This is a genomic window from Candidatus Uhrbacteria bacterium, from assembly GCA_016187485.1.
Lineage (GTDB): Bacteria > Patescibacteriota > Patescibacteriia > UBA9934 > UBA10169 > JACPJO01.
Window position 1 is genome coordinate 1 of the sequence record JACPJO010000003.1, and the last position, 12586, is coordinate 12586.

A 12586-nucleotide genomic window follows, 5' to 3' on the forward strand; every position below is an offset into this window, starting at 1 on the left:
CTAACCAACTGAGCTAAGCATCCATGCGCCCCCAAGATAGCCGCTTTTTCTGGTTGACGCAATAGCAAATGTACGATACTCTCCCCCTCGCCTGCGGACGTGGCGGAATTGGTATACGCGCTAGCTTGAGGGGCTAGTGCCAGCAATGGCTTGGAGGTTCGAGTCCTCTCGTCCGCACCATGCTCTATGATTCTTCGTATCCTTCTTGGGTTAGCTGTCATGGTGTTTGGATTTTTTATGGTCTGGAAGACCTATGACATCCAAGAGTTTTTAGGGAAGAGTGATTGGGCCGAACGAAAATTTGGCCCAGGGGGCACGACGACATTTTATAAATTACTGGGAGTTGGGTTCGCCTTTCTTGGCATGCTTATTGCCACGAATGTTATTTCAGAAATTTTGACGGCTCTTGCCGGTATTTTTGTTCGGAAGTAAAATTCTTCTCACTATGTTTGATCTCCGCCCCTTATTCGACCTCTCCTTCTGGTTTGCCCGCAAACCCTCAGCGCTTCTCCCCACGAGCACATGGGCGCTCCTCATCTCTTTTTTGGTGCTCTTTCTGTTGAGCGTGGCCTTGCGCATCCATCTGCGTCGTAAAAGGGCTGCCGACCGGTACCAGAAACACACGCGAGAACGCGTTATTGCGCTCACCCAGTCTGTGGGTCTTCTTGGACTCCTGTGGCTGTTCTTTGCTTACGAGCAAGTAACAGTCTTCCAGTGGCGATGGTGGCTTCTCCTGATTTTTGTAGGCGCGCTTGTGTGGGCAGCGCATATTGTCTATGAAGCGAAGCGCGTCATACCCGCAATGCGCAGGGGACGTTCAGAGGAACTTGGTAAGCTGAAGTATCTTCCACGCGCTGGTCGATAGTATGGACCCGCGTCGCGTGCTCGGGAACCGAGCGGAGCGTCTTGCGGCCGAGTACCTTGAGAGGAAAGGCTACGAAATTTTAGCGAGGCAATACACGACACGATTTGGGGAAGTGGATCTCATTGCGAAGGCGGGGGAGGAAATTGTGTTTGTGGAAGTGAAGTGGCGACAGTCGCTCGAAGCCGGGTATCCAGAAGAGTCGGTTCACCCGAACAAATTGCACCGATTGCAAATTGCCGCCGAGGCGTATTTGTGCGAGCAGAAAAAAGAGGACGCGCCGCACCGCTACGACGTTGTGGCGATGGTTGAAGAGGGAGGTCGCTTGGAAATTGAACACCTCGACGGTATCTGATCCGGCATTGACGCGCCGGTGTTTTTGTGCCACGATGACGCTCTTCTGCCTCGTCAGCGGAAGCGGGCACGAGCCTGAAGAAAGCCGGCCTCCCAATGGTGGGAGAAAACATCGCACGAGCGGTGGGCTGGCGGAACATACACCCGCGACAAGTACGCACGAGCGTACGGGAATGGTTCCGCGCGGTAAGGGTCAATCCGCGCGGCCATGCACGCGCATGGGCCAAATGGCGACTGTTGTTCCAGACCTTGGGGTGAAACCCATGCGACACGAACGCGAACCTTCCATCAACCACTTCACCGACCTCGCTCGCTGGGGCATGCTGGGAGCCTACCTGCTCCTCATGTATGCCGCACGCGGGAACAGGAAGGAGCTCCGGCGCCTTCACGACACGATCATCCCCGCCTCCTGCCGCCTCCTGCGCGAGGACTACTTGCTGTTCGAGCAGCGGTTCGAAGCTCACACCGACACGCACGAATGGAGTCAGGGCGGCCTGCTTCCCTTGAGCGACAATCTCTTCGTTGGGGACTTCAACATCGCGCGGATGAGGGAAACTGACACGTTCGGGCAGCGGAGGCTGGGGCATGCAACCCTCTGCCGGTACTACGCGCAGGTCCTCAACAAGGACCGCGAGCGCAGTACTCGCGAGGAGTTCAGCACTACGGGAGCGAGGATGATCCTGGGGAGCACGGAGCGCTTTGGACATGGTTCCTACCACTTCCACGTGTACCTCCGGGATCTCGACCAGCGCTTCGGCTGCAGTGTGCACCGTGACCCGGCTGGGTTCTTCGTCACTCTCATGCTGGGCGATATCGAACTCACCGAGCCCGTCACGCACTACCTGCGCAATCAGCTTCCCCCCTCCACGAGGCGGCGGACTGACGCTGGCAGCTCTTCTGGCGGCGACGAGGTGACGTTCCTCTTCGAACTGCCGGATGCCGCCCTCGCCCTCTCCTGCCGTGAAGACGACCCGGCACAGAGCATGTACCTCCTGGCCGGGGATGGCTTCGAGGCCGCGCTCATCGACGCGCTTCGCGCTGTTGGCGTGCCGATCAAGAACGTGACGCGCCTGCCCGCGCCGGAAGCTACTCAGTAAATCAGCGTTCCTTCTTTCTCCCGGCCATCCAAGGCCGGTTTCGCATTGACGCCACTTTTTTCCTGTGCTATCTTGACACTATGAAAACCCTGTCATATTGACGGGGGTTTGTTTTAACAAGAGGGAATCTCCACCAACCATTTCCTATTATTATGCCAAACGACATTGAACAAGCCATACGACAGATTTGTGAGGAGAAGGGACTAAGTTACGAAGCGGTGCTCGAGACCATCCAGGCAGCGCTTGCCGCGGCGTACCGGAAAGACTTCGGCGACAAAACGCAAAACATCGAAGTGGAGTTTGATGTGGCGACCGGGAAAATTCGCGCCCACGATGTGAAGACCGTCGTGTCGGACGTAGATCTTGAGGAAGTCGTACGTGTGGAGGAAGCGCGTCGCGCCAAACAGGAAGAGCGCAATGCTCTTGTGGCACAGATGCAGGCGCGTGGTGAGGTGATCCCGCCAGAGTTTGACGGCCCGGTACTTGCGGAGGGCCCGACGTTCAACGAAAAAACGGAGATCATGTTGTCCCAGGCAAAGTTGGTGGACCCCGACGCAGAGCTTGGCGAGATCTTGCGCATGGAATTGCCGGTGCCGGGCGAATTCGGACGCATGGCGGCCATGACGGCCAAGCAAGTGGTCATGCAGAAACTGCGCGAAGCGGAGCGGGAGATCGTCTACGGCGAATTCAAGGAGTTTGAGCACACATGCGTGGTCGGTACCATTCAGCGCCGTGAAGGCCGAGTGATTCTGGTGGACTTGAATCGCGCGACGGGGATTCTTCGCCCAGAGGACCAAACTCCCGGCGAGCGCTACAACTCCGGTTCACGCATGAAGTTTTACGTCCGCTCTGTGTCACTGACCTCGAAGGGTCCCGAGATATTGCTCTCGCGTACAGACTCGGCCCTTGTAAAGTGTTTATTCCAAAACGAAATTCCTGAAGCGGCGGATGGTGCTGTGGAGATTAAGGGTATGGCGCGCGAACCTGGCGGACGCACCAAAGTGGCGGTTGCCACCAGCGACGACTCCATTGACCCCATTGGCGCCTGTATCGGTCAACGTGGCACCCGTATTCAAACGATTATTGCCGAGCTTGGCGGCGAGAAGATTGACATCATCCAATGGAGTGGGGATGCTCATGAATATGTGGCAAACGCTCTCTCACCCGCGCGTGTTTCCTCGGTGGAGATTAAAGAGACAACAAATGATGGGGAAGAAAAATTGGCAATCGTGACGGTTCCCGATGACCAGCTCTCACTTGCGGTGGGGAAGGGCGGCCAAAACGTGCGTCTTGCCTCGCGGTTGGTTTCTATGCGCATCACCGTGCAAGGAGAAACGGGCGGGAAGCCAGATGCGCCAGAAGAGGTACCCGCGGATGCGGCGCCTGTTGCAGATGTTCCCTCAACAGAAAACGCCTAATCTATGTTCCAGACGTACCTTGCTGAGCCGATGTACAACTTGCTTGTCTGGCTTTACAACGTCATTCCGCTGCACGATATTGGCATTGCAATCATCGTTCTCACCCTCATAATCAAAGGAGTGCTCTGGCCGCTTACAGGCAAGGCACTCAAGAGCCAGCGCATGCTTCAGGCGCTTCAGCCGAAAATTGATGCACTCCGAAAGGAGTGCGGACAGGACAAAGAGCGTCTAGCCGCTGGCATGATGAAACTCTACAAAGAAGAAAAAGTGAACCCCGCTTCTTCCTGCCTCCCTCTATTAATCCAACTACCGATTCTCATTGCGCTGTACCGTGTGCTGTTGGTGGGACTCAACAATGGCGATACGTACCAGCTTTATGATTTTGTTGCTGACCCCGGAACCATCAACGAAATTTCTCTGGGCTTCATCAACTTGGCTCGGGCGAATATCGTGCTGGCACTCTTAGCCGGTGCGTCGCAGTACGTGCAGGCAAAGATGCTCCAGATACGGCGGCCACCGGCAATCGTGCGCGGAACCGAGGCGGCGAAAGATGAAGACCTTGCTGCGTCCATGAACAAATCCATGCTCTATATCATGCCGGTTATGACCGTGGTGATTGGCGCGTCGCTTCCGGGCGGTCTGGCGCTGTACTGGTTGGTCGTGACGCTGCTTTCTATTCTCCAGCAATACCTCGTGTTCCGTTCTCTTCCTCACGCGGCGCCTGCCCAATCGACCTCCTAGCTATGCTTCGCGACGCCCTCCTTCGAACGTTGGCATGGTTTGCCACGCAGGAGTATGCGCCCACAGCGTTTGAAGTGTGGAAGTGGATGGATCCGTGGACGGGGGATGCATCCACCCCGGCGTTTCTTGTCGTGAGGAGGGAATTAGGGGAGCTCTGCCAGCACGGAGACATTATTACTCAAGACGGTCTTTTTGCTCTTGCAGGGTACGAGTCGTTGTTTACGCTGCGAGAGGAACGTGCACGCGACAGTGTCCAGAAATTGCGGCGTTTGAATCGCGTCGTGCGTTTTTTGCGACTCCTCCCCACCCTCCGGGCAATTTTTGCGTGCAACACCCTTGCGTGGTCACATACACGCCCCGAAAGCGATCTTGACCTTCTTCTTGTTGTCCGGCACGGATGGCTCTGGACGACACGCCTGCTTGCCACATTGCCCCTTGCTCTTTTGCGACTACGCCCGGAGGAGACGAAACAGAATCCCGTGTGCTTGAGTTTTTTCTTGAGCGAGAAGGCTACGCATCTCGGCTCGCTCCGCTTGTCAGGTGGTGACCCCTATTTGTGGTATTGGCTCCATGCTCTTATCCCGCTCCACGACCCGCTACGTATTAAAGAGCAACTGGATCTTTCTCTTGGCGAAAAAGAATCTCCCGCATCCGTTTCTTCCATCGAGCGCATTTGTGAAAAATTTGAGTGGGTACTGATGCCAAGCGAGATCAAGCGCATCGCCAACACAGATACGCGTGTGATTCTCTCGCGCGACATGCTAAAATTCCATGTAGGCGACCGACGTCTTCACTTCCGCGAGGCGCATCGTGCACTCTGTGAAGCGCTTGGGCTTCCGCCATTTGATTATGAAAATATTTGAACAAGCGCAGGGCGTCTTGCTTTTGGCAATCCTGTTTCTCTTACCGTGGCAAACACACTTGCTGGTGGGGGTGGAGCCGTTTCTTGGCGCAGAGGGAGATGCAGGATTGCTCCGCGTCTACGCGGTGGAGGGACTCGTATGGCTTGCCTTTGTTCTTCACCCGTTTGTCCGTGTAGCAGAGAGGGCACGGCTGCCCGTCTTTCTTGGCTGGGTCGTGGTATTGACACTTCTTGTTTCGACGGGTTTCTCTTCCTCCATCCTTCTTGGTTTCACAACATGGCTTCATATTGCCTCGGCGTTTCTCCTTTTCGTCCTTCTTGTTTCCGAGACTGTGCCGGTTCGCCGCGCCGCCCTCGTGTTTGTTTTGGGGCTGGTGATTCCTGGGGTGCTCGGTGTGTTTCAAGCGATCATGGGGAGCTCGCCCGGCGCCTCATGGTTGGGGCTTCCGGCGCGAGATGCCGCTCTGGCGGGGGAGGCGGTCATTGAAAGTTTCTCTCTCCGATGGCTTCGTGCGGCGGGAGCATTTCCTCACCCGAATATTTTTGGCGGTTATCTTGCCGTAGCTCTTTTCGCCTGTGGTTTTGTTTTTTGGCAAGCGAAACGTTTTCGTGTCGCTCTTGGTGCAATTGGCCTCCTCCTTTTTGTCACTCTCCTCCTCACGTATTCACGTTCTGCATGGTTGGCACTCGTCCTCTCTGCCGCGATCCTCTGTTGGATTCTTTTCACGCATCACCGTTCGGCTCTCCGGCGTGTGATTCCGTTCGGCCTCGCGGCTCTTCTCGTCATCTTTTTTACGGTCTCCATTTTTTCCCAACCCTTTGCCACACGTTTTGATCCGACCGCGCGTCTGGAAGGGCGGTCGCTTGAAGAGCGTGTTGGTGGGCTTGCCGATTGGCGGAGCATTATGAACCAGGATCCTGCGCGTTGGTGGCGCGGGGTAGGCCTGGGCCACTATCCTTTGACGCTCACACAGATTGACCCCACGCGTCCCCTGTACGCTTTGGCTCCAGTTCACAACACCTATCTGCTCATTCTGGCGGAGCTTGGCGTTCCCATCGCTCTCCTGCTGCTGCTTTGGATTGCCTCGATGGATCGTTTGAACTACGCCGCACTCCCGCGTATTCCTGCCGCCGTGGCTCTCGCGATGGGTAATGTTCTTCTTGTCGTGGGTTTCTTTGACCATTATCTTTGGAGCTCTTGGAGCGGTCTTGTGCTCTCCGCCTTCGTCATGGCCATGACAGTGAGACTATCATGTCATTCGGAGCTTAGCTCCGAGGGAACTCAATAAAATCAATACCTTCCTCGGAGCTAAGCTCCGAGAAACGGCATATGCGTACGACAGAATTTGCAAGCGGAGAGTACTACCATATCTACAATCGTGGAGTCGATAAAAGGCAAATTTTTCTATCCCCTCTGGATTTTGAAAGATTCTATGAATCTCTCTATTTGTTCAATGATAGATCCTATGATCGCAAGGGAGGGGACAAAGTCGAGCGAACCCTGCAACTCGCCGGAGCAGAAGTTTTTGGCATTGATCGAGACCCCCTTGCTTCTATTCTATCCTTTGAGCTTATGTCCAACCACTTCCACATGCTTATTCGACAAGAACGAGATGGAGGTGTTTCAGAGTTTATGCATCGCGTTGGTACTGGATACACAAATTATTTCAATGGCTTGTATAAGAGGACGGGGAGTTTATTTGAGGGGCCGTTCCATGCAGTACAGATACAAAGCGATGCTCAGTTGATACATGTCATTCGCTATATTCATTTAAATGGGCTTGATGGCTCTAGTCACCTGTGGAGAGAAGGGGAAGTTCTTGATTGGGATAGAGCTCTTCATCTCCTCGATCAGTATTCTTGGTCGAGTCACCATTTTTACATGGGGCGTGACCAGGAGTTACCAGTTCTCAACGAACAGCTGGTTCACTCGTTATTTCCTGACCCTGGCGAGTACAGTACATTCTTACGTGGCTGGTCACAAAGAGAAATCGCGCACCTCTCTCCCGGAATTCTTTGGAGTTAAGCTCCGAGGGAACCCAATAAAATCAATACCCTCCTCGGAGCTTAGCTCCGAGGAAACATAGATTCCCTAAGCTAGGGATTCCAATTTTCCTCCCATTCTGCTAGGGTGGCATCTTCTGCCGCCGTACCTTCAACCAACCCTCTTGCGGCAGAGGAGGAGTTCCCATGTCTCGCAAGCCGATTGATCTCGAAGACATCACGAACTACGCCGTGTATGTCCTCGAAGGTCATGACATCGAGGTGTGTCCCTGGCAGGATCAGTCCTCGAGCGGGTTCTACCGGCTGTCGCTTTGCTTCGGTGCGTCTGCGGCGCTCAACCGCGTTCTGCGTCCCGACTCCTCGCTCACGGACTCGTTCAACTTCTTCGTGAAGCAGGATCACCTGGGGCTCTCGCCTGCTGACACGGCCCGCCTGTACGGGACTGGTGTGCGCAAGATGGTGGATACCCTGTCGCCCAAGGGTCTTGTCGTCGCCGTGGATGTGAACGCCAATCCGGAAGCGGCGGCGATGGGCATCGTCTACGCCCTGCAGGAAGCCAACTATTTCCAGACTGACATGGAGATCTACCGCGGCCTCACGACGGTTCGGATCATGGTGGACGGTGAAGCCTTCGTGACGAAGGCCGAACGCGGCGTGGAGATCGCGCGGCTCGGCAACCTGCAGCGGTGCCTGGCCACCGTCACCCCCACCGATGAGGGGCTCTCGACGGACGGCTTCGCCGAACTCGTCGAGCGGCTCTGGAAGGGGAGGGAGTTTCCCGAAATGGTCGAGTACGTGGGGACCGAGGAGATGGGCTTGATCAATGCCGTCTGCCGCGGTTCCGGCCGTTCGGGCCAGGTGCTGCGTCTCACCGTGCATCCCACGACGGGGGAGACCACGACGCGCGACGTGATCATCGGCAAGGGCCTGGTCTTCGACGACGGCGGGCAGGTCTCCAAGGGCGAACACATGGCGGGCATGGGCGGCGACAAGATGGGCGCGCTCGGCTGCCTCGGCGTGGCGCTGTACTTCGGACAGCATCCCGACGAGCTCACGCGCACGCTTGAGGTCATCCTCGTGCTGGCCGAGAACCGCACCGACGGCAACGCCTACCTCATGGACGAGATCCTCACCTCCTTTGGCGGCAAGCGGGTGCGCGTGACGCATCCCGATGCCGAGGGCCGGCTGGTCTTGGCCGACGCCATCGAGTGGGCGCACGCGAACTTTTCTGACATCGCGAGTCTGCAGACCATGGCGACGCTCACGGGAGCGGCGGTCACGGCGCTCGGCCAGCCCTTCTCGGCCATGTTCGTGAACGACAACTACTGGGAGCGGATGACCGAACTCAAGGAAGCGGGCGAGCGCGCTGCCGACCGCGTCTGGCCCATGCCGATGGACCCCTACTACGCGAACCTTCTCCTCGACCCCGTGGCCGACCTGAGGAACACGGGCAAGAAGAAGGAGGGCGGGCCGAGCCTGGGGGCGATGTTCCTCGCGGCCTTCCACCCCAAGGACTGGCCGGGGGAGTTCATCCATCTTGACATCGCGGGCTCCACGGCGCTCGACTTCGCCGGTGGCACCGAGATCGCCGAAGGTCTTCCGCGCGCAGCTGGCATCGCTTTCACGATCGAGCGTCTGCGCAAGAAGTAACGAGGACACGAGCTCGCAAGAGCGAAGGAGAATCTTCTCAATCCAGCCCACGGCTGGATTTCGTCTTCTCCAGGGCTTGACAGGCCCCTTTTCTTGTACCAAAATGGCGCTCGCAAGCACTCTAGCTTGTTGAGTGCTAATTAACCCTCCTCATTATTTATGAAGTTACGTCCTCTTAATGACCATATTCTTGTGAAGCCCCTTTCCTCCGAAGAGGTAACGGCTTCCGGCATCATCCTCCCCGACACCGTGGACAAGGACCGTCCGGAACAAGGTGAGGTCGTTGCCGTGGGTCCCGGCAAGCGTTTGGAAAATGGCGAACGCGCACCGATGGATGTGTCCGTCGGAGACAAAGTTGTCTTTAAAAAATATTCTCCCGATCCAGTGAAAGTGAAGGAGGAAGAATATTTGGTGATTCGCAACGACGACATTGTGGCCATCCTTGAATAACTCTTTCTATGTCAAAACAAATTCTTTTTAACGAAGATGCGCGCGCGGCGCTCAAGCGCGGTGTAGATAAACTTGCCAATGCCGTGAAGGTCACATTGGGTCCTCGTGGACGCAATGTTGTGCTCGAGCGTGGATACGGCGCCCCAACGGTCACAAAGGACGGCGTCACGGTAGCGAAGGAAATCGAACTCGAAGACAAGAACGAAAATCTTGGGGCAGAGTTGGTGAAGGAAGTGGCGACGAAAACCAACGACGCTGCGGGCGACGGCACAACGACGGCAACCGTGTTGGCGCAAGCGCTCATTGCCGAGGGTCTCAAAAATGTGACCGCGGGCATCAATCCGCAGGTGCTGCGCCGGGGGATTGAGAAGGGCGTGGAAGAGATGGTGCATGAGCTCAAGAATATTTCCAAACCTGTGGGCGGCGATGCTATTCAACAGATCGCTTCCATTTCGGCGAACGATCCGGAAATCGGAAAGGTGATTGCGGAGGCCATGAAGAAGGTCGGGGAAAACGGGGTGATTTCTGTGGAAGAGGGACCGTCGCTCGGTATTGAGGTGGAGACGGTGGAGGGCATGCAGTTCGACAAAGGCTATGTCTCTTCGTACATGGTGACGAACGCCGATCGTATGGAGGCGGAATACGAGGATCCCTACATTTTGATTACGGACAAAAAAATAAGCTCGGTCGAGGATTTGATTCCCGTACTTGAAAAAGTAGCGCAGGCGGGGCGCAAGGAGATTGTGATTATTGCGGAAGACGTGGATGGGCAAGCGCTTGCAACTCTCGTGGTGAACAAACTGCGCGGCACATTCTCGGCGCTTGCCATCAAAGCGCCAGGATTCGGTGACCGCCGCAAAGCCATGTTGCAAGACATCGCGGTGCTTACTGGTGGAAAGGTGATTTCAGAGGAAGTCGGCCTTAAGTTGGATAGCGCCACGGTTTCCGATCTCGGTCGCGCGCGCAAAGTGACGGCGACGAAAGACACCACGGTTATTGTGGACGGCAAAGGACATCGCGCGGATATTGATGGGCGCATTGCGCAGATCAAAAAAGAGATTGAGCGCACCGATTCGGATTACGACAAAGAGAAGCTGCAAGAACGCTTAGCAAAGCTCGCCGGCGGCGTTGCGGTCATCAAAGTGGGGGCGGCAAGCGAGGTGGAGATGAAAGAAAAGAAACATCGCATTGAAGACGCGGTCTCGGCCACGAAGGCAGCGGTGGAGGAGGGGATTGTGCCCGGCGGCGGCGTTGCACTTATTCGTGCGGCCAAGATGCTTGAGAGTATCGCGCTTCACGGTGATGAGCGCGTGGGAATGGAGATTCTCCGTCGCGCCATCGAAGAGCCGATGCGCATCATCGCGCACAATGCCGGCAAGGACGGGTCCGTGATTGTGAACCGTGTGAAAGAGGGGAAGGACGGATTCGGTTACAATGCTGCGACGGACACGTATGAAGATTTGGTGGAAAGCGGGGTCATCGACCCAGCCAAAGTGACGCGCTCGGCGCTTCAGAATGCAGCCTCGATTGCGATCATGGTCCTCACAACCGAAGCGTCTGTGACAGACATCCCGAAAAAAGATGATCATGCCACGGCAGCCGCGGGAATGGGCGGAGGCATGGGTGGCGGAGGCATGGGGATGTATTAAAGAGAAAAGATAGGCGGGGCTACTATGCCCCGCCTTTGACGCAAAATAGGGTAAAGCGTACAATTCTCAAGTATGGAAACACCAAACTTTCAGAAAGACGCCGAAGAAAACAAACTCATCGCGGCCATTGGCTACGTGGGTATTCTCTGCCTCGTCCCCCTCATTCTCAAAAAAGATTCTCCATTTGCGCAGCACCACGGCAAGCAAGGCCTTGTGGTATTCATCGCGTGGATTATTCTCTGGATCGGCAACATTATCCCCGTGCTGGGACAGATTATCTGGTTTGTCGGAAGCATCGCTCTTCTTATACTTGTGGTTATGGGGATCATGAATGCGATGGCGGGGAATATGTGGGAGATGCCGTATCTCGGCAAATTTGCCAAACAGGTGAAATTATAATTTGTGTCTATCGTAACCGACATTTCCGTCCAGAAGGACCGTGCCGCCACCCTGTGGCGGCTTCTTTGACGTAGATGGCGCCAAAACGCGGCTTACTGAGATCGAGGCGACTATGAGTGCCGCAGATTTTTGGAAGGATAAAAACCGCGCGCGTACTCTCGGTCAAGAGTCTGCGAGTCTTCGTCGGACTATTGAACAAATGGAGGACGTGAACAAGAGGATCGCGGACACGGAGGGATACAGCGCTTTAGCGGGCGAGGGAGCTCTGCAAGAACTTGAGGGGGAGGTGGCGTCAATCGGCAAGATTCTTGATGCGTTAGAATTTCGTACACTTTTTTCTGGTCCTTACGATTCTCATAACGCCATTGTGGACATTCATGCGGGTTCGGGCGGCACGGAGGCGAATGATTGGACCGGCATGCTGCTTCGTATGTACATGCGGTTTGCCGAATCGAAGGGGTGGCGGGTGACAATGCTCTCCGAATCCCCGGCGGAAGAAGCCGGGTACAAGTCTGTCACGCTTCGCATGGAAGGAGAGTATGCATACGGGACGCTTCGTTCGGAAGCCGGCGTGCATCGGCTGGTGCGTATTTCGCCGTTTGATGCCGAAAAAATGCGCCATACGACCTTTGCGCTTGTGAATGTCATCCCGGAATTTGACGAAGTTCCCGACATCGTGATTGATCCCAAAGATATTCGCGTGGACACGTTTCTCTCTTCCGGTCATGGGGGGCAAAGCGTGCAGACGACGTACTCCGCTGTACGCGTTGTGCATATCCCCACAGGTGTTGTGGTAAGCTGTCAGAACGAGCGATCGCAACAACAAAACAGAGAGACGGCCATGAAAATTCTTGCTTCGCGTCTCTACCAAATCGAACAGAAAAAACGCGAACGGCAAGTCTCCGATATCCGCGGGGATGTGCAAAGCGCCGAGTGGGGAAACCAGATCCGCTCGTACGTGCTTCATCCCTACAAGCTTGTGAAGGATCACCGCACGGAAGCGGAGACGCAAGAGGCAGAAGACGTATTGAATGGCGACCTTGATATATTCGTCCAGGCCTACCTTCGCTCGCAAGTCCACCTTAGCCACTAATTTCCCT

Annotated in this window: 14 protein-coding genes and 1 tRNA gene; all 15 read left to right on the forward strand. The window is 55.6% G+C overall.

Annotation, left to right across the window (positions count from 1 at the left end; translation table 11 throughout):
- The first annotated feature begins 93 nt into the window (after nt 1-93).
- Nucleotides 94-180: transfer RNA gene (locus HYW18_00910), tRNA-Leu, on the forward strand.
- Nucleotides 181-186: 6 nt separating this feature from the next.
- On the forward strand, nt 187-432 hold the full coding sequence (locus HYW18_00915; GenBank protein MBI2484696.1) for a hypothetical protein: 246 nt from the start codon (nt 187-189) through the stop codon (nt 430-432).
- Nucleotides 433-445: 13 nt separating this feature from the next.
- Nucleotides 446-865 carry a hypothetical protein gene (locus HYW18_00920; protein ID MBI2484697.1) on the forward strand — a complete coding sequence of 140 codons (420 nt, stop codon included), beginning with the start codon at nt 446-448 and terminating at the stop codon, nt 863-865.
- A gap of 1 nt (nt 866) precedes the next feature.
- A complete protein-coding gene (locus HYW18_00925) occupies nt 867-1217 on the forward strand; it encodes a YraN family protein (protein MBI2484698.1) in 351 nt (116 codons plus the stop codon).
- 34 nt (nt 1218-1251) lie between these two features.
- The gene (locus HYW18_00930) at nt 1252-2313 is read left to right on the forward strand and encodes a hypothetical protein (GenBank protein MBI2484699.1); all 1062 of its coding nucleotides are present in this window, start codon (nt 1252-1254) and stop codon (nt 2311-2313) included.
- A 152-nt stretch (nt 2314-2465) separates the two neighbouring features.
- The gene (gene nusA, locus HYW18_00935) at nt 2466-3731 is read left to right on the forward strand and encodes a transcription termination/antitermination protein NusA (protein ID MBI2484700.1); all 1266 of its coding nucleotides are present in this window, start codon (nt 2466-2468) and stop codon (nt 3729-3731) included.
- A gap of 3 nt (nt 3732-3734) precedes the next feature.
- Entirely contained in the window at nt 3735-4472 is a 738-nt protein-coding gene (locus HYW18_00940) for a membrane protein insertase YidC (protein MBI2484701.1), read from the forward strand.
- Nucleotides 4473-4474: 2 nt separating this feature from the next.
- The gene (locus tag HYW18_00945; protein ID MBI2484702.1) at nt 4475-5335 is read left to right on the forward strand and encodes a hypothetical protein; all 861 of its coding nucleotides are present in this window, start codon (nt 4475-4477) and stop codon (nt 5333-5335) included.
- Nucleotides 5322-6623, forward strand: coding sequence for an O-antigen ligase family protein (locus tag HYW18_00950; GenBank protein ID MBI2484703.1), 1302 nt, complete (start codon nt 5322-5324; stop codon nt 6621-6623). Before HYW18_00945 ends, HYW18_00950 begins: the two co-directional genes overlap by 14 nt.
- 41 nt (nt 6624-6664) lie before the next feature.
- Nucleotides 6665-7360 (forward strand): transposase, encoded by a 696-nt coding sequence (locus tag HYW18_00955; GenBank protein MBI2484704.1) that lies wholly within the window; start codon nt 6665-6667, stop codon nt 7358-7360.
- A 164-nt stretch (nt 7361-7524) separates the two neighbouring features.
- Complete coding sequence (locus tag HYW18_00960; protein ID MBI2484705.1) at nt 7525-8988, forward strand: hypothetical protein; 1464 nt, start codon at nt 7525-7527, stop codon at nt 8986-8988.
- Nucleotides 8989-9147: 159 nt separating this feature from the next.
- Nucleotides 9148-9438, forward strand: a complete 291-nt coding sequence (locus HYW18_00965; protein ID MBI2484706.1) for a co-chaperone GroES — start codon at nt 9148-9150, stop codon at nt 9436-9438.
- An 8-nt stretch (nt 9439-9446) separates the two neighbouring features.
- Entirely contained in the window at nt 9447-11087 is a 1641-nt protein-coding gene (groL, locus tag HYW18_00970) for a chaperonin GroEL (GenBank protein MBI2484707.1), read from the forward strand.
- Nucleotides 11088-11159: 72 nt separating this feature from the next.
- A complete protein-coding gene (locus tag HYW18_00975; protein ID MBI2484708.1) occupies nt 11160-11486 on the forward strand; it encodes a DUF4870 domain-containing protein in 327 nt (108 codons plus the stop codon).
- Between the two features lie 3 nt (nt 11487-11489).
- Nucleotides 11490-12579, forward strand: a protein-coding gene (prfB, locus tag HYW18_00980) for a peptide chain release factor 2 (GenBank protein MBI2484709.1) whose coding sequence is annotated in 2 segments (ribosomal slippage) — nt 11490-11540 and nt 11542-12579 — 1089 coding nt in all. Because the reading frame shifts where the segments join, the coding sequence is not laid out codon by codon here.
- The last annotated feature ends 7 nt before the right edge of the window (nt 12580-12586 follow it).

Bases quoted from the DNA above. Each gene is read 5' to 3' on its own strand.
- HYW18_00955 (MBI2484704.1), top strand. From the start codon at position 6,665: ATGCGTACGACAGAATTTGCAAGCGGAGAGTACTACCATATCTACAAT.
- HYW18_00960 (MBI2484705.1), top strand. From the start codon at position 7,525: ATGTCTCGCAAGCCGATTGATCTCGAAGACATCACGAACTACGCCGTG.
- HYW18_00925 (MBI2484698.1), top strand. From the start codon at position 867: ATGGACCCGCGTCGCGTGCTCGGGAACCGAGCGGAGCGTCTTGCGGCC.
- HYW18_00975 (MBI2484708.1), top strand. From the start codon at position 11,160: ATGGAAACACCAAACTTTCAGAAAGACGCCGAAGAAAACAAACTCATC.
- HYW18_00940 (MBI2484701.1), top strand. From the start codon at position 3,735: ATGTTCCAGACGTACCTTGCTGAGCCGATGTACAACTTGCTTGTCTGG.
- HYW18_00945 (MBI2484702.1), top strand. From the start codon at position 4,475: ATGCTTCGCGACGCCCTCCTTCGAACGTTGGCATGGTTTGCCACGCAG.
- HYW18_00930 (MBI2484699.1), top strand. From the start codon at position 1,252: ATGACGCTCTTCTGCCTCGTCAGCGGAAGCGGGCACGAGCCTGAAGAA.
- groL (MBI2484707.1), top strand. From the start codon at position 9,447: ATGTCAAAACAAATTCTTTTTAACGAAGATGCGCGCGCGGCGCTCAAG.
- nusA (MBI2484700.1), top strand. From the start codon at position 2,466: ATGCCAAACGACATTGAACAAGCCATACGACAGATTTGTGAGGAGAAG.
- HYW18_00920 (MBI2484697.1), top strand. From the start codon at position 446: ATGTTTGATCTCCGCCCCTTATTCGACCTCTCCTTCTGGTTTGCCCGC.
- HYW18_00950 (MBI2484703.1), top strand. From the start codon at position 5,322: ATGAAAATATTTGAACAAGCGCAGGGCGTCTTGCTTTTGGCAATCCTG.
- HYW18_00965 (MBI2484706.1), top strand. From the start codon at position 9,148: ATGAAGTTACGTCCTCTTAATGACCATATTCTTGTGAAGCCCCTTTCC.
- HYW18_00915 (MBI2484696.1), top strand. From the start codon at position 187: ATGATTCTTCGTATCCTTCTTGGGTTAGCTGTCATGGTGTTTGGATTT.